Here is a 25076-nt window from a genome sequence, read left to right on the forward strand (position 1 = left end):
ACTTGATCCCCAGGCCTGGGGACAACGCGCTCCGCAAGGATCGCGGAGCCCGGCACGCACCTGGTGCGTCCCCGGCTCCGCGATGACCACCTCAGTACTTCTCGGACTGCCCGCCGTCGACCGGGATGGTGGTGGCGTTGATGAACGCCGCGTCCTCGGAGAGCAGGAACGCCACCACGGAGGCGACCTCCTCGGGCTGGCCCCAGCGCTGCTTCGGGTTCACCTGCACGAAGGCCTTGCCGGCCTCCTCGGGGTTCTCCGGGTCGAGCTGGCGGAAGGACGCCTCGACCATCGGCGTGAGGATGACGCCGGGGGCGATCGCGTTCACGTTGACGCCGAACTTGCCGTACTCGACGCCGGAGTTGCGGGTCAGGCCGACCACGCCGTGCTTGGCGGCCGCGTAGCCCGACTGGTTGCCCACGCCGCGGATGCCGCCGACCGAGGCGGTGTTGAGCACCATGCCGGAGCCCTGCTTCTTCATCTGGGCGAGCACGTGCTTGAGGCCGAGGAAGACGCCGCGCAGGTTGATGGAGACGACCTTGTCGAAGACGTCGACGCCGAAGTCCTCGGTGAGGTCCTGCTTGCCCTCGATGCCGGCGTTGTTGAAGAAGCCGTCGATGCTGCCGAGCTCGGCGACGGTGCGGTCGACGTAGGCCTTGACCTGCTCCTCGTCGGAGACGTCGGCGGTGATCGTGAGGACCCTGGCGTCCGGGGCCACCTTGGCGACGGCCGCGGCGGTCTCGGCCAGGCCCTTCTCGCTGACGTCGACGAGGGCGAGCGAGGCGCCCTCCTCGGCCAGCCGGACGGCGGCCGCGCGGCCGAGGCCGGAGCCGCCACCGGTGATCAGGACGGCCTTGTGGGTGAAGCGCTGCATCGCTGGAACCTCCTGGGAAGACGGGCTCGTCACCGTGACGGGCCCCACACAGAGAGATTAACGAGACAGTCAGTCTCGATATTCCGGAGGTCCGGACCAGCGGCCGCAGGCACAGCGAGCGCCTAGGCTGACCTGCGATGCAGACACCACCCAGCGCCCGGCCCGGTCGAGGGCGCCCCCGTGACGCCGCGCTCGACGAGAAGGTGCTGGAGGCGACCCGCACGCTCGTGCGCGACCTCGGCTACCACGCGGTGACCATGGACCGGATCGCCGCCGCGGCCGGGGTCGGCAAGGCGTCCCTCTACCGGCGCTGGCCCCACCGAGCCGCCGTCATCACCGCCGCGTTCACCCCGGAGCTGACCACGGTGCCCGCCATCGACACCGGCGACGTGGACGGGGACCTGCTGGCCCACCTGCACGACACCCTGGGCATGCTCCTGCTGCTCGGCGACCCCTCGGTGGTCGCGAGCGCGATCGCCGAGTGGGGCGACGAGGGTCAGCGCCACCTCGGCGACCTGCTGCGCCGCCGCAGCGAGCACGGCATCGAGGTCGTCCAGCGCTGGCGCGAGGCCGGCGCGCTCGGCGACGGCTGGCGGGCCGACCTGCTCATGGACTCCTGGTCCGGCTACCTGCTGCTGCGCGTGCTGCTCGACCGGTGCGTGCCCACCGAGGAGGAGCTGGTCTCGCTCGTGCAGCAGGTGCCGCGGGGGTAGGCCGCAGGTCAGTCGTCGAGCTCGGCGCGGGTGGGCATCGCGGGCTGCGCACCGTGCCGGCCGACGCAGAGCGCGGCGGCGCGCGCCGCGCGGTCCAGGACGCCGGGCAGGTCCGAGGCGGCGTCCGCGCACCGGGCGAGGCCGTCGCACAGCGCCGCCACGAAGCAGTCCCCGGCGCCGGTGGTGTCGGCCACCTGGTCGGCGGCGACGGCGGAGAACTCACCGGTGACGACGCCGGCGTAGAGCCCGCCACGGCTGCCGAGGGTGACCACTGCCAGCTCGCGCACCTGGGCGGCGAGACGGGTGACCGCGCGGGTCGGGTCGGCCAGCCCGGTCAGCTCGCGCGCCTCGTGCTCGTTGACGACCAGCACGTCCACCAGCCCCAGCAGCTCGTGGGAGAGCTCGGTGGCGGGGGCGGCGTTGAGCACGATCCGCTGCGTCATGCCACGGGCCTCGCGGGCCACCTTCTCCACGGCGGCCACGGGCAGCTCGAGCTGGAGCAGCAGCACGTCGACGGGCCCGGCGCCGGCGAGCCGGCCGAGCACCTCGTCGGCGTCCACCTGGGCGTTGGCGCCCGGTGTCACCACGATGACGTTCTCGCCCGCCTGGTCGACCAGTACGGTCGCGCCGCCACTGGGGCCGGCGACCTCCTGGAGCCCCTCGACGTCGATCCGCTCCTGGCGCAGCGCCGAGCGCAGCAGCGTGGCGTCCGGGTCGTGGCCCACCGCCCCGAGCATCCGGACGTGGCACCCGAGCCGCGCCAGCGCCACGGCCTGGTTCGCCCCCTTGCCGCCGGGCAGGGTGCGGGTGCGCAGGGCGGTGACGGTCTGGCCGCCGCGCGGCAGGTCGGGCACGCGCAGCACCCGGTCCGCGTTGAGGCTGCCGACGACGGACACGACGGGGGCTCCGGTGCTCACGTCCCCCACCCTAGGCAGGGCGGTGGTGACGCACCGCACTCACCGAGGTGACCGGCGCGGCGCCACGACGGGGTGTCCGCCACGTCCACGACACCGGCGTAGAGTCGTTGAATGTGAACGCACTTGATCTGTCGGTCCTCGGCTCCCCCGAGCACCCCACGCTCGGGCTGGACACCTTCGGCGACGTGGGCCGCGAGGCCGACGGGTCGCCCCAGCACCAGGCCGAGGCCATCCGCGAGACCGTTGCCGAGGCGGTGCTGGCCGACCAGGTCGGCGTCGACTACCTCGGCCTGGGCGAGCACCACCGCCCCGACTACGCGATCAGCGCGCCCGACGTCGTCCTGGCCGCGATCGCCGGGCAGACCGAGCGCCTGCGGCTGGGCACCGGCGTCACCGTGCTCTCCTCCGACGACCCGGTGCGCGTCTACCAGCGCTTCGCCACGCTCCAGGCCATCTCGCACGGCCGCGCCGAGGTGCAGCTGGGCCGCGGCTCCTTCATCGAGTCCTTCCCGCTGTTCGGCTACGACCTGGACGACTACGAGGTGCTCTTCCACGAGAAGGTCGAGCTCTTCCACGCCCTCCAGCGCGAGCAGCCGGTCACCTGGAACGGCTCGAAGCGGGCACCGCTGAGCAACCAGACCGTGCACCCGCGCACCGAGGCCGGCGTGCCGGCGTGGATCGCCGTCGGCGGCTCACCGCAGTCGGTCGTGCGGGCCGCGTCCTTCGGGATGCCGCTGGTGCTCGCCGTGATCGGCGGCTCGCCCGGCCAGTTCGTGCCGTTCGCCGACCTCTACCGTCGCGCGCTGGCCGAGTCCGGGCAGGAGCTGCTGCCGATCGGCATGCACTCCCCCGGCCACGTGGCCGCCACCGACGAGCTGGCCCGCGAGCAGCTGTTCCCGCACCAGAAGGACCTCTACGAGCGCCTCGGCCGCGAGCGTGGCTGGGGCCCGTACTCGCGGATCGCCTTCGAGCAGGGCGCCTCGCCCACGGGCGCCATGTTCGTCGGCTCCCCCGAGACCGTGGCCCAGAAGATCGCCTGGGCCTGCCGCGAGCTGGGGCTCTCCCGCTTCCAGCTGAAGTACTCCGTCGGCGCGCTGCCGCACGAGCAGCGGATGGAGTCGGTGCGCCTCTACGGCACCGAGGTCATCCCCCGGGTGCGGGAGCTGCTGGCCCAGGGCTGACCAGCCGCGGGTCGACCGGGCGGGCGGCGGCCCGCCAGAGGTAGCTCACGAACCAGACCACCTCGACCAGGATGAACGCGGCCGCGCCGAGGCCGACCACGACGTCGCCGCCCGGGCCCAGCGGGGCGACGGCGCCGTCCAGCAGCACCACCGGTGACAGCAGGACGAGGGTGCCGACCGAGTACCAGCGCAGCACCCGTCCCTCCCCCGCGAGCGGCGGCACCAGCGCCACGACCGCCGTCGCCGCGGTCCACACCAGGGCGGTCTGCGCGAGCGAGTCGAGCACCCCGACCAGCGCCCCGCCGTCGAGGCCGACGTACTCGAGCAGGCTGAGCGCGCCGGCGGTCAGCGCCACCCACCCGGCGGCGGTGAACCAGGCCTGGAACGACCCGAGCGAGAGCAGCAGCGCGCCCGCGACGACCAGCCCAGGGCGTCGGGCAGCAGGTCGAAGCCGTTCACCCGGAAGTCGGCGACGACGAGCAGCAGCCAGGCGAGCACCCAGCGCAGGGGCGTCAGGACCATCATGTCGAGCACGGTAGTGCACCCGGGGGCGACGCCGGGTGCACCGGGCGCACCGGGTGCACCGGGTGTCAGTCGGTGGGGAACGGCTTCCCGACGAGGTCGACGAGGTCGGCCACCGAGTCGAAGACCCGGGTGGCGCCGTAGGGGTGGATGTCGGCCTCCTCCTGGGTGGTCGATCCGGAGAGCACCAGCACGGTGCGCAGGCCCGTCTCCAGGCCGGCCTTCACGTCGGTGTCCATCCGGTCGCCGACCATCACCGTGGTCTCCGAGTGCGCGTCCAGCTTGTTCAGCGCCGAGCGCATCATCATCGGGTTCGGCTTGCCCACGTAGTAGGGCTGACGACCGGTGGCGGTCGCGATGAGCGCCGCGACGGACCCGGTGGCGGGCAGCTTGCCCTCGCGGCTCGGGCCGGACGCGTCGGGGTTGGTGGCGATGAAGCGGGCGCCCTTCTCCAGCAGCCGGATCGCCCGGGTGATCGCCTCGAAGGAGTAGGTGCGGGTCTCGCCGAGCACCACGTAGTCCGGGTCCTCGTCGGTGATGACGTAGCCGACCTCGTGCAGCGCGGTGGTCAGGCCGGCCTCGCCGACGACGTAGGCCGAGCCACCGGGCCGCTGCTCGTGCAGGAACTGGGCGGTGGCCAGCGCGGAGGTCCAGATCGCCTCCTCGGGCACCTCGATGCCGCTGCGCGAGAGGCGGGCGCACAGGTCGCGCGGGGTGAAGATCGAGTTGTTCGTCAGCACCATGAAGGAGCAGTCGGACTCGCGGAGCCGGTCGATGAAGTCCGCCGCCCCGGGGATGGCCTCCTCCTCGTGGACGAGCACGCCGTCCATGTCGGTCAGCCAGGTCTCGACCGGTCGGGTGCCGCGGTCGCTGCCGTCGTCCTTCTTCTCGCTCTTCGTCACGGGCGCGACGCTAGCGACTCCGCGCGCGGCGCAGGCATCACCCCGAGGTGGCCTGGACCTGCCCCGCCTCGAGCCGGAAGCCGACCCCGCGGACCGCGACCACCTTGTCGGTCACGCCGACCGACTCGAGCTTCTGCCGCAGCCGCCCGATGGTGACGTCGAGGGTCTTGGTGGAGCCGTACCAGTTCTCGTCCCACACGTCGGCCATCAACCGGCCGCGGGAGACCACCTTGTCGCGGTGGGAGGCGAGGATGCTGAGCACCTCGAACTCCTTGCCGGTCAGCGGGACCTCCTGGTCGCCCGCGTACACGCGGCGCGCGGCCGCGTCGATGCGCAGGCCGTTGGGGTCCTCGGGCACGGAGGGCGCGAAGCCGTTCTGGGTGCGGCGCAGGAGCGCGCGCACGCGCGCCTGGAGCTCGGCCAGGCCGAACGGCTTGGAGAGGTAGTCGTCGGCGCCGTAGTCGAGCCCGACCACGCGGTCCAGCTCGGCGGCGCGGGCCGTGACGATCATGATCGCCCCACCGAAGCCGCTCTCGCGGGCGCGGCGGCAGACCTCGAGGCCGTCCATGTCGGGCAGGCCGAGGTCGAGGATCACCACGTCCGCGGCGACCCCCTCGAGGTCGGCCAGCGCACGCTCGCCGGAGTCGACCCAGGAGACGTCGTAGCCCTCACGCTCCAGCGTCCGGACGAGGGGGAAGGCGATGTCCTCCTCGTCCTCCACCACGAGCACCCGCTGAGCCATGGCCCGAGCATAGAGGCACGCGGCGTCGGCCGGGCCACGTACGCCCGATCCGAGACCGCCTCCGACGCCGTTGCGACGTCGCATCGTGCCTGGTCAAGACGCCCTTGCCGATACTTTCCACCGCCGGGCGGGGTCTGCTGGCACCGCCTCTCAGGAGGTCGTCCCGAGGGTGTAGCGGACGACGGCGGGGGCGTCGTCCTCGGTGAGCGCCGGTGCGCTCTCCGGCAGCGAGACGGTGAAGGTGAACGTGGCCTCCGCGCCCGCCGCGAGCGTGCCCTGGTCGGTGGTGAAGTCGGCCATCGCGCCGAACGCTCCGGCGTACACCTGCTGCCCGTCGCGGCGGATCTCCAGCCACAGCGCGCCGTCCGCGGCGTCCGTGGCCGCACCACTCTCGGTGAGCGAGAGGCGGGCCTCCTCCGGGCCGGCGTTGCTGATCGAGACCGACCGCGTCATCGACTCCCCCGGCTGGAGGGCCGCGACGGTGAGGACGGCGGCGGAGCCCTCCGTCGCCAGGGTGACCGCACTCTCGGGCGACCCGGGGGCGCGCAGCGGGGTGCCGGAGATCCACACGGCCAGCGCGAACACCGCGACGACGGCCGCCGGGACGGCGAGCACCCGGAGCGTGCGGGCGTGGAGGACCTGGCCGGGAACGGGCACGGTGGTCATGGGGGACACCTCCTGCGGCCGACCTCGCCGGGCGTCTCCCGGTCTGCTGCCTGGTCGGTACGACCACGCTAGGAGCCGACCCCGCACAGGGCCGCCACGTGGGCGCCACCACCGGTCCACGGTTCGGTAACACGTGTGCGCAGGTGTGCTCCGAACCGCGCGAGCGGGCCGCGCCGTGCCGCGCCCTCAGCGGGTGGGGACGAGCGCCGTGGCGAGGTCGCCGTGCTCGGCGACCCGGGCCAGCGCCTCGCCGAGCGTGACCTGCTCCAGGCCCAGCGGGTCCTCCGCGCCGGCCTCCACCTCGGCCCACGTGACGGGGGCCGCGACGGTCGGCCGGTCCCGCCCGCGCAGCGAGTAGGGGCTCACCGTGGTCTTGGACGCGGCGTTCTGCGACCAGTCCAGGAAGACGCGCCCGACTCGGCGTGTCTTGGTCATCGTGGCCGTCACGAGGCGCGGGTGGTCGCGGGCGAGCCCCTCGGCCAGCTCCTTGGCGACGGCCGTGGCGTCCTCGGAGGCCCGGCGCGGCCGCAGCGGCGCGTACAGGTGCAGGCCCTTGCTGCCGGAGAGCACCGGCACCACCTCCAGGCCCGCGCCGCCGAGCCGGTCGCGCACCTCGAGGGCCACCTGGCAGCACTGCTGGAGGCCGGCGTCCTCACCGGGGTCGAGGTCGACGACCAGCCGGTCAGCCCGGCGGGGACGTCCGGTGGCGGAGACCTGCCACTGGTGCGCGTGCAGCTCCAGCGCGGCCAGGTTGGCCAGCCAGGTCAGCGTGGCGAGCGAGTCGACGACCGGCATCTCCAGGGTGTCGCCGTGCCGGGACTCCCCGCGGGACCCGGTGGTCGGCACGCTGACGACCCGGACCCACGACGGCGTCCCGCGTGGTGCGTTCTTCTCGTAGAAGGAGGCGTCGCCGACGCCGTGCGGCCACCGGATGCGGGTGATGGCGCGGCCGGCCAGGTGCGGCAGCAGCACGGGGGCGACCTGGGCGTAGTAGTGCAGGACCTCGCCCTTGGTGGTGCCGGTGCGCGGGTAGAGCACCTTGTCGAGGTTGGAGATCCGCAGGGTGCGGCCCTCGACCTCGACGTGCAGCTCCTCGCCACCGGCCACGCGTCAGCCCCCGATCGCGATCACGGGCGTGCCGCGGTCGTCGAGGCGGGCCAGGGCGCCGCGCAGGAACCAGCGGGGGGCGCTCACGCAGCCGGCCGTGGCGCCGTCGCCGTTGACGTGCAGGAAGATCCCGGCGCCGCGGTGGCGCACCTTGCCCGCGTTGTAGTTGACCACCACGGCGTACTCGTACTCGGTCGGGTAGTCGGCCAGCCGCTCGGAGCAGTCGGGGTCGGAGCAGCTCAGCCACCAGCGGAAGCCGCCGCGGCGCTTGTTGCGGTACTCGTTGTAGTAGTCGGACTCGTTGTCCTGCACCCAGTAGTCGCCGGCCTTGATCCTGCGGTAGTCCAGCTGCCAGTTGTCCCGCTCCTTGCGGGTGCCGAACGCGAACGGCAGCCGGTAGGTGCCCACCGGCGTGGTGCCGGTGCCCTGCTCACGCTTCGTCGGGCCGACCAGGCCGCCGTAGCCGATCCGGCCGTCGCGGGCCTTCATCCGCCGCTGCCAGCCGTCGTCGGTGCGGCGCCAGAACGCGACGGTCGCGTGGATGCCGGAGCGGCGGTTGACCGTGATCACCTGGGTCGTGCCGCGGCGCAGGCGCACGCGCACCCCTCCCAGCCGGACCGTGCGGTTCTTCCTGGCCGACGTCAGGGTGTCGGCCGCGGCGAGGTCCGTGGCCGCGAGGTCGGTGGCCGCGACCGTGCCCGAGGGCGCGGTCGGGGCGGCGGAGGTCGGCGCGACGGGGCCGGCGCCGAGCAGGCCGGCCACGAGGGCCAGCAGGACGACGGCCCGGCCGGTACTGCGGCCGGTGCTGCGGCCCGTGCCGCGCCCGGGGTGGTGGCTGGTGCGGGGGGTGCTCATCGTGTCTCCCGAGATCGGAGGGGGGTCAGAGGTCGTCGGGCGCGAGGTCGGTGCGGACCGCGACCAGCGACGGCTGGCGCAGCCGGGTGTGCCCGGAGCCGTGGGTCTCGACGTCGACGACGAGCACCGGCTCGACCCAGGTCGTGCCGGTCGCGTCGACCCGCGGGACCTCGTCCGCGAACGGGCTGGTGCCTCGTCCGAGCCCGGTGACGAGCGCGGTCAGTCGCCGGCTCGCCCGCGGTCCGATCCCACTGCCCACCCGCCCACGGTAGGCCAGTCCGTCGGGGGTGGGCTCGCCCACGAGGAGCGCGGCGAGCCGGTCGGTGCTGCCCTCCTGCGGCCGCCAGCCGCCCACGACGTAGCTGCCCCGGTGCCGGTGGGCGAGCTTGCGCCAGTGCGGGCTGCGCTCGCCGGGCCGGTAGGTGCTGGTGCGGCGCTTGGCGACGACGCCCTCCAGGCCCTGGCTGCGCGTGGCCTCGAGCAGCATCGCCCCGTCGTCGTAGTGCTCGGGCACCGCCCAGCCGCTGCCCGCCAGCGCCTCGGCGAGCAGCGCCCGGCGCTCCAGCAGCGGGCGGCCGGTGAGGTCCTCCCCCTCCAGCCGCAGCAGGTCGAAGACCATGAACGTCGCCGGCAGCCCGGAGGCCAGCCGGGCCGCCGTCGCGGCACGGCGCACGTGCATGCGCTCCTGGAGCACCCGGAAGTCCGGCAGGCCCGCCCCGTTCAGGGCGATCACCTCGCCGTCGACGACGAGATCGGCGTCCGGGGCGGCCGCGACGACGTCGGGCCAGGCGAGCGTGGAGGAGTTGCCGTTGCGCGTCCACGTCGCCACGCCGTCGTCCGCGCCCGGGCCGGAGGCCCCGACCTGCGCGATGGTGCGCACCCCGTCCCACTTGACCTCGTGCACCCACTCCTCGCCGACGGGCACCGGGTCGGCCTTGGTGGCGAGCATGGGGAGGTACGGGATCACCCGCCCATCCTGCCCCTGCGCCCCAGCCTCCCGGCAGCGGCCGGGAGGGCGAACCCCTCGGGTGGACGGTGACGTGGTCGGCGGGACCGGGCAGACTGCCGTGCATGCGAGCGATCTGGAAGGGTGCGGTCTCCTTCGGCCTGGTCAGCGTGCCGGTGAAGCTGTACTCGGCGACCGAGAGCCACGACGTGTCCTTCCGGCAGGTGCACGCGAAGGACGGCGGACGCATCCGCTACCAGCGGCTGTGCTCGCTGGACGGCGAGGAGGTCGCCTACTCCGAGATCGCCAAGGGGTACGAGACCGAGGACGGCGAGATGGTCGTGCTCACCGACGACGACCTGGCCGACCTGCCCGTCACGTCCTCCCGCGAGATCGCGGTGGAGAAGTTTGTGCCCAGCGACCAGATCGACCCGCTGCTGCTGGAGAAGTCCTACTACCTCGAGCCCGAGAAGACGGGCGCCAAGCCGTACGCGCTGCTGCGCGAGGCGCTGCGCGAGTCCGACCGGGTGGCGGTGGTGACGGTCGCGCTGCGCCAGCGCACCACCACCGCGGTCCTGCGGGTGCGCGAGACGGACGCCGGCGACGTGATCGTGCTGCAGACGATGATGTGGCCCGACGAGATCCGCACCCCCGACTTCTCGGTGGAGACCGGCGAGGTCAAGGACGCCGAGGTGCAGATGGCTCGGATGCTCGTGGAGACCCTGGCCGGCGACTTCCACGCCGAGGACTTCTCCGACGACTACGCCGAGGCGGTCGAGGCGGTCGTGAAGGCGAAGATCGAGGGCGGCGAGGTGCAGCGCACGGAGACGTCCACCAAGACCTCCGGCGAGGTCGTCGACCTGCTCGCGGCGCTCCAGCGCTCCGTCGACGCCGCCAAGGCCTCCCGCGGGGAGGACGACTCGACCGACGCCTCCGAGGACTCCGCCGACGACGGCGCCGGCGCGAAGCCGACCGCGAGGAAGAGCACGACCAAGAAGGCCGCCACGAAGAAGACCGCGGCCAAGAAGGCGGCGGCGAAGAAGACCGCCACGAAGTCCACCTCCAAGAAGTCGACGACCAAGAAGGCGGCCAGCTGATGCGGCACACCGACCCGGGGCCCGGCGCCCCCACCTGGATCGAGCTGTTCACGACCGGCGCCGACGAGGCGGCCACCTTCTACGCCGACCTGTTCGGCTGGACGGTCGGCGAGGCGTCCTCCGACTTCGGCGGCTACCGGATGCTGCTCCTCGACGGCGAGCCGATCTGCGGGCTGATGCCGCACGACGGCAGCGACGCGGGCGCACCCAACGCCTGGACCGTCTACCTGGCCACCCCGGACGTCGACGCGACGCTGGCGAAGGTGACCGAGACCGGCTGCCCCGTCCTGATGGGTCCGGTCGACATCGCCGACCTGGGCCGGATGGCGATGGTCCTCGACCCCTCCGGGGCGGCGTTCGGCCTCTGGCAGGCGGGCACGTTCGCCGGTTTCTCCCGCGTCGCGGAGCCCGGAGCCCCCGGCTGGTTCGAGACGCTGACGAAGGACTACCCGATGACGGTCGCGTTCTACCGCGACGTGATCGGCTGGCCGGCGCACACGATGGCCGACACCGACGAGTTCCGCTACACCACGCACGGCAAGGACGAGGCAGCGGCCGCCGGGATCATGGACGCCTCCGCGTTCCTGATCGACCAGACCTCCCGCTGGCAGTTCTACCTGGTCGTGGAGGACGCCGACGCCACCGTCGCGCGGGCCCTCGAGCTCGGCGGCTCCGAGGAGCAGCCGGCCGAGGACACGCCCTACGGCCGCATCGGCTCGCTGCTGGACCCGAACGGGGTGCCGTTCCGCGTCATGCAGTCGCTCGCCTGACCTCTCCTCCCCCGCCCACCACACCCAGCGAGTCGGCAGTACCGTGCCGCCGACTCGGCGGTGAGTCGGCAGCACCTTTCAGGTCAGCGTAGGAGGGGCCAGGGGCGTGCCCGCTCGAGCTGCGCCGCCAGCGAGAGCAGCACCGGCTCCCCGTCCGTGGGCCCCACGAGCTGCACGGCGAGGGGCAGCCCGTCGGCCCCGAGCCCCGTGGGCACGGACGCGGCGGGGTTGCCGGCCACGTTCCACAGCGCCGCGTAGGCGATCGACGGAGTGGAGGCCAGCGAGGCCCGCAGCGGCCCGACGCCGTCGAGCACCCCGACCTCGCGGGGCCGGTGGGCGACGGTGGGGGTGAGCAGCACGTCGACCTGCTCGAAGACGGCGTTGGCGCGGCGCGAGACCTCCTCGCCGCGGCGGATGGCCCACTCCCGGACGCCGGGTCGTACCCACGCCCCCAGCCGGACCGTCGCCCGGGTGCGGCGCTCGAGCCTCTCGGGGTGCTCGACGCCGGCCGCCTCGCTGCGGATGCCGGCGAAGAACTGCGGCACGAACGCGAGCGTCGGGTCGGGGTAGCCCGGGTCGACCTCGCGGACGTCGTGGCCCAGCTCCGCCAGCACGGCGGCGGTCTCGGTGACGGCGCGGACGTGGGCCGGGTCGGGCCTCACGCCCTTGGTCACCGGCGCCGTCGACCAGCCGATCCGCAGCCGCCCGGGCTCGCGGGCGGCGGCCTCGACGAAGGAGCCGACCTCGCCGGCGCGGAACCGGTCGACCTCGGTGTGGCCGCGCACGACGTCGTAGACGAGCGCGCTGTCGGCGACCGTGCGCGCCAGGGGCCCGGCCGTCCCCAGGGCCCACCACAGGTGCTCGTGCGGTGCCGTGCTGACCCGGCCGCGCTGGGGCTTGAGGCCGAAGAGCCCGCAGGCCGCCGACGGGATGCGGATCGAACCGCCGCCGTCCCCGCCCATCCCGACGGGCACGACGCCGGCCGCGACGAGGGCGGCCGTGCCGCCCGAGGAGCCGCCCGGCGTGCGGCGGGGGTTCCACGGGTTGCGGGTGATGCCGCGGGCGACCGACTCCGTGAAGGGCCAGGCCCCGAACTCGGGCATGGTGGTGCGGGCGAGGATCACGGCGCCGGCCTCGCGCAGCCGCCGCACCACCTCGGCGTCCGCGGGCGCGGGGGTGCTGTTGCCGTCCCCGCCGAAGGTGGTGACCTGCCCCGCGGTGTCTATCTCCTCCTTGATCACCACCGGCACGCCGTGCAGCGGCCCGGGCGTCTCCCCCGCGGCCAGTGCCGCGTCCCGGCCGGTGGCCTCGGCCCGCGCCTGCTCGGCCAGCAGGACGCTGATCGCGTTGAGGTGCCCGGCCCGCCCCGCCCGCACCAGCGCCGCCTCGGTGACGGCCGCCGCCGTGACCTCTCCGTCGACCACGGCCGCGCGGGTGCGCACCGCGCTCCAGGTCTCCGTCTCCGCCACCAGCTGCTCGCTCACGTCGGCCATGCCGAGCAACGTAGCGAGCGGGGCCCCCTTCCGGCAGGGGAAGCGGTCGGTGGGAACCAGGGCGCGACGCACCGCGTCCCACCTGCATGAGAACCCGGCTCCGCTCCCTCGTCCTCGTGCCGGCCGTCGCGCTCCTCGCCGTCGGGTGCGGCACGCAGCAGGGGCAGACCGACGGCGGCCTGGGCACCGACCCGCGCCTGTGGGTGACGCTCGCCGACCTGGACGGGAGCACCTGGACCAGCACCCGCGTGCGCGCCGACGAGGCACCGGCCGACACCGAGGTCCGGCTGACGTTCGAGGGCGAGCAGCTGGGCGCGAGCGTCGGCTGCAACAGCCTCGGGGGTCAGGTCTCGCTGGTCGAGGGCGTCCTCGAGGTCGGCGACCTCGCGATGACCGAGATGGGCTGCCCGGCCGACCTCGCCGCGGCCGAGACGTGGCTGGTCGACGTGCTGTCCTCCGGCCCGTCCCTCGCCCTGGACGACGGCCTCCTGACCGTCACCTCGGACGCCGGCGTCGTGGAGCTGACCAGCCCGGCCGACGTCGCCCTGGAGGGCACCACCTGGCGGCTGGACGGCATCGGCAGCGGTACCGGCGAGTCCGGTGTCGTCAGCAGCCTCCCCGCCGGGGTCACCGCGCCCGAGCTCACGCTCCAGGACGGCCGACTCACCGGCAGTGACGGCCTCGACGACATCAGCACCGACTACACGCTCGACGGCGACACCCTGTCGCTCGGTGGCCTGGTCAGCACGCAGGTCGGCACGACCGCCCCCGCGCAGGCCGACATCAGCGAGGCCGTGCAGGGCGTGCTCGGCGCCGGGACGCTGACCTGGGAGGTCACCGAGTCCTCCCTGGTGCTCGACGCGGGCTCCGCGCAGCTGTACCTGGTGGCGGTCGGCTGAGCCGTCCGGACGCCACGGCGCCCGCCCCACCGTGGTGGGACGGGCGCCGCAGGTGGGACCAGCCGCTACTGGAGCAGCTTCACGTCCAGGTCGTCCGGGAAGCCCCGGTAGATGTTGTTCCGGAGCTGGAAGATGCGGGCGTACTTGTGCTTGAAGTCCGCGTTGCACTCGATCGTGCACCCGCTGCCCTCGACGTCGCCGAAGAACCCGGCGGCGACCAGCTGGATCTTCACCTTGCCGTTCGCGTCCGGCATGGTGGCCACGCCCATGCCGGCACCGATCGAGAACGACCTGCCGACCCGGGACACCAGCTGGTTCTTGCGCGGCTTGGTGCACGTGCGCGCGGGCATCGCCTTGTTGCCGCAGACGATGTAGCCCATGCCGTAGCTGTCGCTGCGCCAGTCTCCGGCCGAGTAGAACATCACCCAGTAGCCGCTGGGCAGCCGCAGGAACGCGGGGCCCTCGATGGGGCAGTTCTTGTGCGGCCGCTCGTCGGCGCCGGAGCAGCGGGCGTCCTCCCACGTGCGGGTCGAGCTGATGTCGACCGGGACCCAGCTGGAGCCGCGCTCGAAGCGCAGCAGGCCGGCGCCCATCTTGCGGTAGGCGATACCGGTCTTGCCGATGGTGGCACCGCCGGCCGTCTTCTTCCCGTGAGTCTTCGCGAGCAGGTACAGACCCTTGGACGACGTGAACCACTGCGGGGCGTAGGCGTCACAGACGAGGCGACCGTTGGTCTCGGTGGACGTCGTGTAGGGGCCCATGGCCTTCTGCGCGGTGGCCACGTACAGGCAGCGCTTCTTCTGCCGGCAGGGTCCGGCGTTCCCCTCCTGGTCGACGGTCCGGAAGTTCGACTGGTACACCATGACCCACGGGTCCTGACCCGAACCGCGTGCGACCTTGCGCTTGACGATCGCCGGGTTCCAGAAGTTGCCGCAGGCGTTCTCCGCCAGGCCGTCCTCGGTGTCGATGGCGTACTGACGATCCTCGACCTGGTCCTGCTCCCACGACAACGCCCCGGGCTCCGACGTGTAGACCCGTCCGTCACCGGTGCAGAACATGAGGCGCTTGGCCCGCCAGATGAAGACGGTCGCCCCGCCGCACTGGGCGATCCGGGCGAAGCTGGCTGGTGCGTCCTCGTACTCCGAGGCCACATGAGCAGAGCTCTGCGCCTGGAACAGCGGGACCAGGCCGCCGGCCAGCACCAGCGACAGCAGCAGGCTGAGCAGACTTCGTCGTTTCCTCACACGTCACTCCCGAGAGCTCGATACGTCAGGTTCGGCCTGATGGTGCCACGGAGGGCGGAACGAGCGCGACCCACCCCGACCGGTGGGCCGGGGTGGGTCGTGGGGTGCCGTGCCGCCGGCTCAGGGGGTGCGAGGCAGCAGGCCCTCAGGCCAGCGAGGCCTCCCAGGCCTCGTGCAGGCCGGCGTACCGGCCCTCGCCCGAGGCCACCAGCTCGGCGGGCGAGCCGTCCTCGACGACGACGCCCTTCTCCATGACGAGCACCCGGTCGGCGATCTCCACGGTGGAGAGCCGGTGGGCGATGATCACGGCGGTGCGGCCGGCGAGCACGGTGCGCAGCGCGTTCTGCACGAGCCGCTCCGAGGGCACGTCCAGCGACGAGGTCGCCTCGTCGAGGATGAGGACGGCCGGGTCGGCCAGGAACGCGCGGGCGAAGGCCACCAGCTGGCGCTGACCGGCGGAGAGCCGGCCACCCTGGTTGGCCACGTCCGTGTCGTAGCCCTCCGGCATGGCGGCGATGAAGTCGTGCGCGCCGAGCGCCTTCGTGGCGGCGACGACCTCCTCCATGCTCGCCTCGGGGCGACCGAACCGGATGTTGTCCGCGATGGAGCCGGAGAAGAGGTAGTTCTCCTGCGTCACCATGACGACGTGCCGGCGCAGGGTGTCGGAGTCGAGCTCGCGCACGTCCACGCCGTCGAGCCGGACGGCGCCGGCCGTCGGGTCGTAGAACCGCGTGGCGAGCTTGGCCAGCGTCGTCTTGCCGGCGCCGGTCGTGCCGACGACGGCGACGGTCTGCCCCGCCGGCAGCGTCAGCTCCAGGCCGGGGATGACCGGCCGGCCCTCGACGTAGGAGAAACCGACCCCGTCGAAGTGCAGCTCGCCGCGGGCCTCGGGCAGCGGGCGGGGCTGCTCCGGCTCGGGGACGCCGGGCTCCTGCTCGAGCACGCCGGCCAGCTTCTCCAGCGCGGCGGAGGCCGACTGGAACGTGTTGTAGAACTGGCTGATCTCCATCATCGGCTCGAAGAACTGCCGCAGGTAGAGCAGGAAGGCGGCCAGCACACCGACGGTGACCTCGCCCTGGGTGGCCAGGTAGCCGCCGTAGCCGAGCACCACCGCGATGGTGACGTTGCCGATCAGCCGGGTGCCCGGCATGAACCAGGTGACCAGCCGGAACGCGCCGAGGTTGGCGACGCGGTACTGGTCGTTGACGTCGTCGAAGATCTCCTGGTTGCGGGGCTCGCGGCGGAACGCCTGGACTGCGCGGATGCCGCCCATGGACTCCACGAAGTGGACGATCACCAGCGCGACCTTCTCGCGGGTGGCGCGGTAGGACTTCGCCGAGGCCTTGCGGAACCAGTTGGTGAGCAGCACCAGGAACGGGAAGCACAGCAGCGAGACCAGGCCGAGCTTGAGGTCGAGCCAGAGCAGGATGCCGGCGGTGCCGAACAGCGTCAGCGCGGCCTTCACCAGGCCGTCGAAGCCGGTCTCGAGCATCTCGTAGATGGCCTCGACGTCGGAGGTCTGACGCGAGATGACGCGGCCCGAGGTGTAGGTGTCGTGGAAGGCCGGGCTGAGCGCCTGGAAGTGTCGGAACACCCGCCGACGCAGCTCGTAGAGGACGTCCTGACCGATCCGCCCCTGGAGCACCAGGAACCGGTTGCGGCTGATCGCCTGGATCACGGTGGCGACCAGCACCACGCCGACGATCTCCGTCAGCGGCCCGATGTTGCCGTCCTCGGTGATCGGCGGGATGCCGACGTCGATGCCCTCCTTGACCAGGTACGGGATCGCGAGCCGGGCGGCGTTCTCGATCACGACGACGCCGGTGAGCAGCCAGAGCATCCTCGTGTACGGACGCAGCAGGTCGATCAGCAGGCGCTTGGCCCCGCCGCCGAGGGTGCCGGCGGTGAGCCGCTCGGCGGCCTCGTCGGCGTCGACGGAGGCCTCGCCGCGCCACGCCTTGGTGCTGTCCTGGGAGTCGCGCTGGGGGGTGGTGGTGCTCATGCGCTCATCTCCTCGGCGCGCTCGTCCTCGGCGGCCAGCAGCTCGCGGTACTGCGGCACCTCGGCCAGCAGCTCGCGGTGGTCGCCGACGTGGGTGATGACGCCGTCCTGCAGGAGGGCCACCTTGTCGGCCAGCAGGACGGTGGAGGCGCGGTGGGCCACGATCAGGCCGGTGGTGTCCGCCAGCACCCGGCGCAGCGCGGCCTCGACCAGCGTCTCGGTGTGCACGTCGAGCGCCGAGAGCGTGTCGTCGAGGACGATCACGCTGGGCCGGGCCAGCACCGCCCGGGCCAGGGCGAGGCGCTGGCGCTGACCGCCCGAGAGCGACATGCCCTGCTCGCCGATGCGGGTGTCCAGGCCCCAGGGCAGCTCGTGGACGAACTGCGCCTGGGCGACCTCGAGGGCCTCCTCGATCTCGGCCTCGGTGGCGTCCGCGCGACCGAGCGTGAGGTTCTCGCGCGCGCTCATCGAGAACAGCGTCGGGTCCTCGAAGGCGGTCGCGACGAGCGTGCGCAGGTGGGTCAGGTCGAGGTCGCGGACGTCCTCCCCGTCCACGGTCACGCGGCCGCCGGTGACGTCCCACAGCCGCGGGACGAGGGCCGTGAGCAGCGTCTTGCCCGAGCCGGTGGCGCCGACCAGCGCCACCGTCTCCCCCGGCTCCAGCTCCAGGTCGACGCCCTTGAGCACGTCGTCGGAGGGGTTGTCGGGGAACGCGAACCGCACGCCCTCGAACCGCAGGTGGCCGCGCGGGGCGGGGATCGTGCGGGTGCCACCCACGATGGCGGGCTCGGTGTCGAAGATCTCCAGGATGCGGGCCGAGGCGGTCATCGACTCCTGGGCCATCGCGAGGATGACGCCCAGGGAGGAGACCGGCCAGACCAGGCTCAGCATCAGGGTGATGAAGGCGACCAGCTGGCCGGGGGTGAGCCGGTCGGTGCCCACGCCCCACGCGCCCAGCGCCAGCACGATCACGACGGCCACGTTGGGGATGCCCTCGAGGAAGGTCCAGAACGTCGCCGACATCCGCACCTTGCGCATGGACGTGGCGCGCAGCTGCTGGGCGGCGCCCTCGTACTGCGAGGAGACGTGCTCGCTGCGCCCGAAGGACTTGATGACGCGGATCGCCACCGCCGCCTCCTCGGCGCGGGTGGCGAGGTCGCCCTGCTCGTCCTGCACCTGGCGGGAGACCACCACGTAGGACTTCTCGAACCGCATCGAGAGCCAGATGATCGGCACCGAGACCGCCGCCACGACGAGGCCCAGCGGCCAGTACATGAACAGCAGGATCACGGTCGTGACGACCAGCTGGACGATGTTGGTGAGCAGGAACAGCAGCCCGAAGCCCGAGAACCGGCGGATGAGGCTCAGGTCCGTGGTCGCGCGCGAGAGCAGCTGGCCCGACTGCCACCGGGTGTGGAAGCTCATCGGCAGCTGCTGCAGGCGCGCGTAGAGGTCGTGGCGCAGCGTCGTCTCCAGGCCGAGCACCGCCTTGTTCTGCACCCAGCGCCGGGCGAAGATCAGCACCGCCTCGAGCACGCCGAGGGCCAGCGCCAGGCCGGCCAGCGGCACGAGCAGCGACACGTCGCCCTCCGCCACGGGGCCGTCGATGATCGCCGCGGTGACCAGCGGGATCGCGAGGGCGAGGCCGACGCCGCCGAGCGCGGCGACCAGCATGAAGAGCAGCTGCCAGCGGTAGGGGTACAGGTACCCGCGCAGGCGCCACAGGGAGCGGACGCCGGCGGGCGGCGCGACGTCCGGGTCGGGGCCGAGCAGGCGCTGCTGCTCGGGCTGGGCAGGGGTGTCCGCAGGGCCGGCGGACGCGGGGGGAGCACTCGATGACATCAGCAACGAGCCTAGGCCCGCCCTCCGACACCCGCGAACGATAAAGCGCATCCCTACATCTGCGAGGGAACCCCGTGAAAGTTGCTGCCGACTCACCGCCGAGTCGGCAGCAACTCACTGCCGACTCGGCGGTGGGAGGGGCGGGGTCAGCGGGCGGCGGTGAGCGAGCGGACCGTGCGCAGGCCCACCGAGAGGCGCGCCAGGTCGGCGCCCTCCTCCGCGCAGAGCTGGGTGACGGTCGAGGAGGCCCGGTCGACGAGCCCCTCCCGGCCGGCGCGCCAGGCCTCGACCCGCTCGTCGGCCGAGCGACCGTCGTCGGAGGCGGCCAGCACCTGCGCCGTGAGCTGGAGGTGGACGCCGGCGAGGTCCTCGCGCAGCGCGGCGCGCGCCATGGACTGCCACCGGTCGTGCCGCGGCAGGGCGAGGATGCGCTGCTCCAGGCTGGAGAGTCCCAGCCGCTCGGCCAGCGCGAACCAGACCCGGGTCACCTCGGCCGGGTCGCGCTCCTGCTCCAGCGCCAGCTCCACCAGGGCCGGGACGGCGGCGGCCGGCCCGAGCACCGACAGCGAGCGGGCCAGCTCGTCGGGGACGCCCGCCTCGGTCAAGCGGGACAGGTGCTCCTCGCAGCTGGTGCGGACGTGGCCGCTGACCAGCTCGGGCAGCGCGGCCATGGTCGCGCGGACGGGCTCGGCCAGCCCCGCCACCACGGCCTCGGCTCCCCCGCCGCCCTCGCCGACCCGGTGCTGGCCGACGAGCCAGCGGGTGGTCCGCTCGACGAGGGTGCGCAGCTCGATCCGCAGCCGCGTCTGCAGGCCGGCGTCCACCGTGAAGTCCAGCGCCCGCACCCCGTCGACCAGCGCGCGGCTGCCGACGACCTCCTCGGCCACGAGCATCGCCACGACGAGCTCGGGCACGGTGGCGCCGGTCTCGGCGGTGAGCCGGTGCACGAAGGTGATGCCGGCGGCGTTGACCACCTCGTTGACCACCTGCGTCACCACGATCTCGCGGCGCAGCGGGTGGGTGGCGATGGCGTCGGTGAACTTCTCCCGCATCGCGCTCGGGAAGTAGCCGGGCAGGCCGCGGTGCAGGAAGTCCTCGTCCGCGACTCCGGAGGCCAGCAGGTCCTCGGCGAGCACGATCTTGGTCCAGGCGAGCAGCACGGAGAGCTCGGGGGCGGTGAGCCCCTCGTTGTTCTCCGCGCGGCGCTGCACCTCGGCCGTGGTCGGCAGGCCCTCCACCTCGCGGGAGAGCACGCCGTCGTCCTCGAGCCGGAGCATCTGGTCCTCGTGGACGTTGACCAGGGCCGGGGCCCCGAGCAGCGAGTTGGCCAGCGCGAGGTTCTGCTCGCGGTTGTCGCGCAGCACCAGGGACGCGACCTCGTCGGTCATCTGCGCGAGCAGCTGGTTGCGCTGCTTGCCGGTCAGGTCGCCGTCGGCGACCACCCGGTCGAGCAGGATCTTGATGTTCACCTCGTGGTCGGAGGTGTCCACGCCCGCGGAGTTGTCGATGAAGTCGGTGTTGATCGCCCCGCCGGCACGGGCGTACTCGATGCGGCCGGCCTGGGTGAGACCCAGGTTGCCGCCCTCGCCGACGATCTTGGCCCGCAGCTCGCGGCCGTCGACGCGGATCGCGTCGTTGGCCTTGTCGCCGGCGTCGGCGTGCGACTCCGTGGAGGCCTTCACGTAGGTGCCGATGCCGCCGTTCCACAGCAGGTCGACGTCCGCGGTGAGGATGGCGCGCAGCAGGTCGTTGGGAGCGAGGTGGGTGACGTCGTCCGCGAGCCCGAGCAGGGCCCTGACCTGGGCCGAGACCGGCACCGACTTGGCCTGGCGGGAGAAGACGCCGCCGCCCTCGGAGATGAGGGAGGCGTCGTAGTCGCGCCAGCTGGAGCGGGGCAGCTCGAAGAGCCGCTTGCGCTCGGCGTAGGAGACGGCCGCGTCGGGGTGGGGGTCCAGGAAGACGTCGCGGTGGTCGAAGGCGGCCACCAGCCGCGTGTGCTCGGAGAGCAGCATGCCGTTGCCGAAGACGTCGCCGGACATGTCGCCCACGCCGACGGCGGTGAAGTCCTCGCGCTGGCAGTCGACGCCGCGCTCGCGGAAGTGCCGCTGCACCGAGACCCAGGCGCCGCGGGCGGTGATGCCCATGGCCTTGTGGTCGTAGCCCACCGAGCCGCCGGAGGCGAACGCGTCGCCCAGCCAGAAGCCGTAGTCCTGCGCCACGCCGTTGGCGATGTCGGAGAAGGTCGCGGTGCCCTTGTCGGCCGCGACCACCAGGTAGGAGTCGTCACCGTCGTGGCGCACCACCCGCGGGGGCGGCACGGTGGCGCCGTCGACCAGGTTGTCGGTGATGTCGAGCAGGCCGGAGATGAAGGTGCGGTAGGCGGCCTTGCCCTCGGCCATCCAGGCGTCGCGGTCGACGGACGGGTCGGGCAGGTCCTTGGCGTAGAAGCCGCCCTTCGCGCCCACCGGGACGATGACGGTGTTCTTCACCATCTGCGCCTTCACCAGGCCGAGGACCTCGGTGCGGAAGTCGTCGCGTCGGTCCGACCAGCGCAGGCCACCGCGGGCGACCGGCCCGAACCGCAGGTGCACGCCCTCCACCCGCGGGGAGTACACGAAGATCTCGAACCGCGGCCGCGGCTGCGGCAGGTCCGGGATCGCCTTCGGCTCCAGCTTCAGGGACAGGTAGCTCTTCGGCCGACCGTCCTCGTCGGTCTGGAAGTAGTTGGTGCGCAGGGTCGCCTGCACGTGGGTCAGGTAGGAGCGCAGGATGCGGTCGTGGTCAAGGCTGACCACGTCGTCCAGCGCCCGCTCCACGTGCCCCGCGATCGTGCGGGCGGTGTGCTCGCGCTTGTCGGGGCTCGGCCCGCCGGCCTCGCTCGGCTCGAACCGGCAGGTGAACAGCCGCACCAGCAGGCGCGTGATGTCCACGTTGACCGCGAGCGCCTCCTGGATCGTGTCGCCGCCGAACGGCGACCCGCCCTGACGCATGTACTTGGCGTAGGCGCGCAGGATCGCCACCTCGCGCCACGTCAGACCGGCGGCCAGGACGAGGCGGTTGAACCCGTCCGTCTCGGCGTGCCGGTCCCAGATCGCGCGCAGCGCGTCGGTCACCAGGGTCTTGGCCGACTCCGGCAGCTCGGCGCCGTAGCGCAGGCCGAACTCGTAGACGTAGGTCGGCTCGTCCAGGTCGTCCAGCTCGTAGGGCCGCTCGTCGACGACCTCGACGCCCAGCGACGAGAGCATCGGCAGCACCCGCGAGAGCGAGAGCCCGGGGCCGACCCGGAAGACCTTCAGCCGCACCTCGCCACGGCCGGCGTCCAGGCGCTCGTACAGCGCCAGGTCGAGGCCCTGGCTCACGCCCGCGGCGGCGTTGGCCGCGCGCACCTCCTCGAGGCGACCGAGGTCGACCGCCGCCGTCCGCGGGGAGAAGTCCTCCTTGTAGGCCTCGGGGAAGGCGTCGCCGTAGCGACGGACGAGGCGGGAGCCGGCGTGCTCGCCGTGCTCGGCCAGGACGGCGGCCACGAAGTCGTCGCGCCACGAGCGCGAGGCGTCGACCAGCCGACGCTCGAGGTCCGCGGGGTCCAGGACGCGCAGCGTGCCGGTCACCGTGGGGTCGTGCTCGCCCTGCGGCAGGTGCACCACGAAGTGCACCCGGGCCGTGGTCGACTCGTGGATGCGCACGGTGAACTCGACGCTCGAGCCGCCCAGCTGGTCGAGCAGGATCTGGCTGAACCGCTCGCGGACGGCGGTGTTGTACCGGTCGCGCGGCAGGTAGACGAGCACGCTGACGTAGCGCCCGTAGGTGTCGGCGCGCGTGATGGCGCGCACCGAGCGCCGCTCGCGGGCGTGCATGGCGGTGGTCGCCATCGAGGCGAGCTCGGCGACCGGGGTGTGGAACAGCTCGTCGCGCGGGTAGCTCTCGAGGGTGTCCATGAGCGCGCGACCGGCGTAGGAGCGCGGGTCGAAGCCGCTGCGCCGCAGCACCTCCTCGGCCTTGTCGCGCAGCAGCGGCACGCGCATCAGCGACTCCGCGTAGGCGCTGGAGGAGAACAGGCCCAGGAAGCGGCGCTCGCCGGTGACGTTGCCGGCCTCGTCGAAGGTCTTCACCCCGACGTAGTCGAGGTAGGCGGGGCGGTGGACCGTGGCGCGGGAGTTGGCCTTGGCCAGCACCAGCAGGGTCTTCTCGCGGGCCTTGGCGCGCACCGGGCCGGGCATCCGCGCGAAGCTGGTGCTCCGGTCCTCGTCGGCGCGCAGGATGCCGAGGCCACTGCCGTCGACGGCACGCAGCACGTCCTCGCCGTCCACGACGTCGAGGTCGTAGTCGCGGGCGCCGAGGAAGGTGAAGTGGTCCTCGGTGAGCCAGTCGAGCAGGTCGGTGGCCTGGCGGACCTCGTCGGCGTCGATGCCGGTCGGCGGCTGCTCGCGCAGGGTGAAGGCCAGGTCGCGCAGCCGTGCGCGGCTCGCGCCCCAGTCCTCCACGGAGAGCCGCACGTCGCGCAGCACCCGCTGGAGCTGGGCGACGATCGCGCCGGCGCCCTCGTCGGGGTCGTTCTCGGGCACCCGGTCGATCTCCAGGTGCATCCAGGACTCGCGCTGCCAGCCGTCGTCGGGCGCACGGCCGCTGTCGGCGACCGGCACGACCTCGAGCAGCGTGCCCGCGTCGTCCCGGCGGACGTCGAAGTGGGGGTGGACGACGAGGTGGACGTCCCGCAGCTGGCGGGCCAGCTCCATGGTCACGGAGTCGACCAGGAAGGGCATGTCGTCGGTGACGATCTCGACCACGCTGTGCCCGCCGGCGGACCATCCCTGCTCGGCCAGCGTGGGGGTCAGGACGCGGATCCGCGCCTCGCCCTCGCTGCGTCGCGCGGCCAGCCGGTGGTGGCTGGCGAGGGCGCCGAAGACGTCGGCGTCACTGCGTTCCCCGAGGTCCTCGGGAGCCACGTAGCGGAAGTACGCGCGCAGCAGCGCGCCCACGGTCTCGTGCGGTGGCCCGCCCGTGCCCTTGCCCGCGCAGGCGAGCTCGGTGGCCCGCGCGAGGAGGTCGGACTTGCCCTGGTCTGAGGTCTGCGTCGCCGTTGACACACTCCGACACTAGGGGCCCTGCGCGTGCCCGCCAACACCACCCGCCCGGGCTTGCGTCACTCTTGCCCGGACGGGTGGGTCACCACCTGGTCAGCGCCAGCCGAGGGCCGGCGCGACGTGGGTCATCAGCGACTCCAGCACGTGCGCGTTGTACTCCACGCCGAGCTGGTTGGGCACCGTGATGAGCAGCGTGTCGGCGGTGGCGATGGCCTCGTCCTCGCGCAGCTCCTCGATGAGCTTGTCCGGCTCGCCGGCGTAGGTCTTGCCGAAGCGGGAGCGGACGCCCTCGAGCATGCCGACCTGGTCCTTCGAGGAGCCGGTGCCGAAGTAGGCGGCGTCGGTCTCGTCGACGATCGGGAAGATGCTGCGGCTGACCGAGGTGCGCGGCGTCCAGTCGTGGCCGGCGTCCGCCCACGCCTTGCGGAACCGCTCGATCTGCTCGGCCTGGAGGGCGTGGAAGGGCACGCCGGTGTCCTCCGAGAGCAGGGTCGAGGACATCAGGTTCATGCCCTGCCGGGCGGTCCACTCGGCCGTGGCGCGAGTGCCCGCGCCCCACCAGATGCGCCGGCGCAGGCCCGGGCTGTGCGGCTCGACGCGCAGCAGGCCGGGCGGGTTGGGGAACATCGGCCGCGGGTTCGGCTCGGCGAACCCCTGGCCCTCGAGCACCTGGAGGAACACCTCGGTGTGCTGGCGGGCCATGTCGGCGTGGTCGGACCCCTCGCTCGGCTGGTAGCCGAAGTACCGGTAGCCGTCGATCACCTGCTCCGGGCTGCCCCGGGAGATGCCGAGCTGGAGCCGCTCGCCGGAGAGCAGGTCGGCCGCGCCGGCGTCCTCCGCCATGTAGAGCGGGTTCTCGTAACGCATGTCGATGACGCCGGTGCCGAGCTCGATCGTCGACGTCTTCGCGCCGGCCGCGGCCAGGAGCGGGAACGGCGAGGCGAGCTGACGGGCGAAGTGGTGGACGCGGAAGTACGCGCCGTCCACGCCCAGCTCCTCGGCGGCGACCGCGAGGTCGACGGACTGGGTGAGGGCATCGGCGGCCGACCGCGTCCGGGACTGCGGCGACGGCGTCCAGTGCCCGAAGGACAGGAACCCGATCTTCTTCATGTCTCTCCCAACAACGTTGAGGCTTCAATAATCCCGGGGGCGGTGGTCGGGTGCGGCGATCTCGAGGCTCGTCGCCAGGACTCCTCACACCTCGATCGCCGGTGGGGGAGGATG

Annotated in this window: 21 protein-coding genes; 5 read left to right on the forward strand and 16 right to left on the reverse strand. The window is 73.0% G+C overall.

Features of this window, described 5'->3' with window-relative positions:
• Nucleotides 1–91: 91 nt before the first annotated feature.
• Complete coding sequence (locus M8316_RS09680) at nucleotides 92–874, reverse strand: SDR family oxidoreductase (protein WP_250054118.1); 783 nt, start codon at nucleotides 872–874, stop codon at nucleotides 92–94.
• A gap of 137 nt (nucleotides 875–1011) precedes the next feature.
• On the opposite strand from M8316_RS09680, the gene M8316_RS09685 reads away from it, so the two are divergent.
• Nucleotides 1012–1587 carry a TetR/AcrR family transcriptional regulator gene (locus M8316_RS09685; protein WP_250054120.1) on the forward strand — a complete coding sequence of 192 codons (576 nt, stop codon included), beginning with the start codon at nucleotides 1012–1014 and terminating at the stop codon, nucleotides 1585–1587.
• 8 nt (nucleotides 1588–1595) lie between these two features.
• Here M8316_RS09685 and M8316_RS09690 read toward each other — a convergent pair whose 3' ends face one another.
• Nucleotides 1596–2504, reverse strand: a complete 909-nt coding sequence (locus tag M8316_RS09690; RefSeq protein ID WP_250054122.1) for a ribokinase — start codon at nucleotides 2502–2504, stop codon at nucleotides 1596–1598.
• A 113-nt stretch (nucleotides 2505–2617) separates the two neighbouring features.
• On the opposite strand from M8316_RS09690, the gene M8316_RS09695 reads away from it, so the two are divergent.
• Complete coding sequence (locus M8316_RS09695; protein ID WP_250054124.1) at nucleotides 2618–3685, forward strand: LLM class flavin-dependent oxidoreductase; 1068 nt, start codon at nucleotides 2618–2620, stop codon at nucleotides 3683–3685.
• Here M8316_RS09695 and M8316_RS09700 read toward each other — a convergent pair.
• From M8316_RS09700 to M8316_RS09735, 8 genes are all read right to left on the reverse strand, one after another.
• Nucleotides 3648–4040, reverse strand: coding sequence for a hypothetical protein (locus M8316_RS09700; protein ID WP_250054126.1), 393 nt, complete (start codon nucleotides 4038–4040; stop codon nucleotides 3648–3650). The genes M8316_RS09695 and M8316_RS09700 overlap by 38 nt on opposite strands.
• On the reverse strand, nucleotides 4031–4210 hold the full coding sequence (locus M8316_RS09705; protein WP_250054128.1) for a hypothetical protein: 180 nt from the start codon (nucleotides 4208–4210) through the stop codon (nucleotides 4031–4033). Before M8316_RS09705 ends, M8316_RS09700 begins: the two co-directional genes overlap by 10 nt.
• 65 nt (nucleotides 4211–4275) lie before the next feature.
• Entirely contained in the window at nucleotides 4276–5037 is a 762-nt protein-coding gene (locus M8316_RS09710) for an HAD-IIA family hydrolase (RefSeq protein ID WP_250054200.1), read from the reverse strand.
• A gap of 109 nt (nucleotides 5038–5146) precedes the next feature.
• Entirely contained in the window at nucleotides 5147–5851 is a 705-nt protein-coding gene (locus tag M8316_RS09715) for a response regulator transcription factor (protein WP_250054130.1), read from the reverse strand.
• Between the two features lie 150 nt (nucleotides 5852–6001).
• Nucleotides 6002–6517, reverse strand: a complete 516-nt coding sequence (locus M8316_RS09720; protein WP_250054132.1) for a COG1361 family protein — start codon at nucleotides 6515–6517, stop codon at nucleotides 6002–6004.
• A 186-nt stretch (nucleotides 6518–6703) separates the two neighbouring features.
• Nucleotides 6704–7624, reverse strand: coding sequence for a non-homologous end-joining DNA ligase (ligD, locus tag M8316_RS09725; RefSeq protein ID WP_250054133.1), 921 nt, complete (start codon nucleotides 7622–7624; stop codon nucleotides 6704–6706).
• Nucleotides 7625–7627: 3 nt separating this feature from the next.
• Complete coding sequence (locus M8316_RS09730; RefSeq protein ID WP_250054134.1) at nucleotides 7628–8479, reverse strand: hypothetical protein; 852 nt, start codon at nucleotides 8477–8479, stop codon at nucleotides 7628–7630.
• Between the two features lie 25 nt (nucleotides 8480–8504).
• Entirely contained in the window at nucleotides 8505–9446 is a 942-nt protein-coding gene (locus M8316_RS09735; protein WP_250054135.1) for an ATP-dependent DNA ligase, read from the reverse strand.
• A 104-nt stretch (nucleotides 9447–9550) separates the two neighbouring features.
• Between M8316_RS09735 and ku the strand changes: the two genes are divergently transcribed.
• Both ku and M8316_RS09745 read left to right on the forward strand, forming a co-directional pair.
• Entirely contained in the window at nucleotides 9551–10522 is a 972-nt protein-coding gene (gene ku, locus M8316_RS09740) for a non-homologous end joining protein Ku (protein WP_250054136.1), read from the forward strand.
• On the forward strand, nucleotides 10522–11292 hold the full coding sequence (locus tag M8316_RS09745) for a VOC family protein (RefSeq protein ID WP_250054137.1): 771 nt from the start codon (nucleotides 10522–10524) through the stop codon (nucleotides 11290–11292). Before ku ends, M8316_RS09745 begins: the two co-directional genes overlap by 1 nt.
• An 83-nt stretch (nucleotides 11293–11375) precedes the next feature.
• On the opposite strand, the gene M8316_RS09750 is transcribed toward M8316_RS09745, so the two are convergent.
• Nucleotides 11376–12785, reverse strand: coding sequence for an amidase (locus M8316_RS09750; protein ID WP_250054138.1), 1410 nt, complete (start codon nucleotides 12783–12785; stop codon nucleotides 11376–11378).
• Nucleotides 12786–12871: 86 nt separating this feature from the next.
• On the opposite strand from M8316_RS09750, the gene M8316_RS09755 reads away from it, so the two are divergent.
• Entirely contained in the window at nucleotides 12872–13684 is an 813-nt protein-coding gene (locus M8316_RS09755) for an META domain-containing protein (RefSeq protein WP_250054139.1), read from the forward strand.
• Nucleotides 13685–13749: 65 nt separating this feature from the next.
• On the opposite strand, the gene M8316_RS09760 is transcribed toward M8316_RS09755, so the two are convergent.
• The 5 genes from M8316_RS09760 to M8316_RS09780 all read right to left on the reverse strand — a co-directional run bounded on the left by M8316_RS09760 (nucleotide 13750) and on the right by M8316_RS09780 (nucleotide 24962).
• Complete coding sequence (locus M8316_RS09760) at nucleotides 13750–14928, reverse strand: glycoside hydrolase family protein (RefSeq protein WP_250054140.1); 1179 nt, start codon at nucleotides 14926–14928, stop codon at nucleotides 13750–13752.
• Nucleotides 14929–15073: 145 nt separating this feature from the next.
• On the reverse strand, nucleotides 15074–16930 hold the full coding sequence (locus tag M8316_RS09765) for an ABC transporter ATP-binding protein (RefSeq protein ID WP_250054141.1): 1857 nt from the start codon (nucleotides 16928–16930) through the stop codon (nucleotides 15074–15076).
• Nucleotides 16927–18771: an ABC transporter ATP-binding protein gene (locus M8316_RS09770; protein WP_250054143.1), complete on the reverse strand. Its 1845-nt coding sequence runs from the start codon at nucleotides 18769–18771 to the stop codon at nucleotides 16927–16929. The genes M8316_RS09765 and M8316_RS09770 overlap by 4 nt, the downstream gene beginning before the upstream one ends.
• Before the next feature lie 146 nt (nucleotides 18772–18917).
• Nucleotides 18918–23855, reverse strand: a complete 4938-nt coding sequence (locus tag M8316_RS09775) for an NAD-glutamate dehydrogenase (protein WP_250054145.1) — start codon at nucleotides 23853–23855, stop codon at nucleotides 18918–18920.
• A 90-nt stretch (nucleotides 23856–23945) separates the two neighbouring features.
• Nucleotides 23946–24962: an LLM class flavin-dependent oxidoreductase gene (locus M8316_RS09780; protein WP_250054147.1), complete on the reverse strand. Its 1017-nt coding sequence runs from the start codon at nucleotides 24960–24962 to the stop codon at nucleotides 23946–23948.
• Between the last annotated feature and the right edge of the window lie 114 nt (nucleotides 24963–25076).

The sequence above is a fragment of the Nocardioides bruguierae genome, assembly GCF_023554635.1.
GTDB classification, from domain to species: domain Bacteria; phylum Actinomycetota; class Actinomycetes; order Propionibacteriales; family Nocardioidaceae; genus Nocardioides; species Nocardioides bruguierae.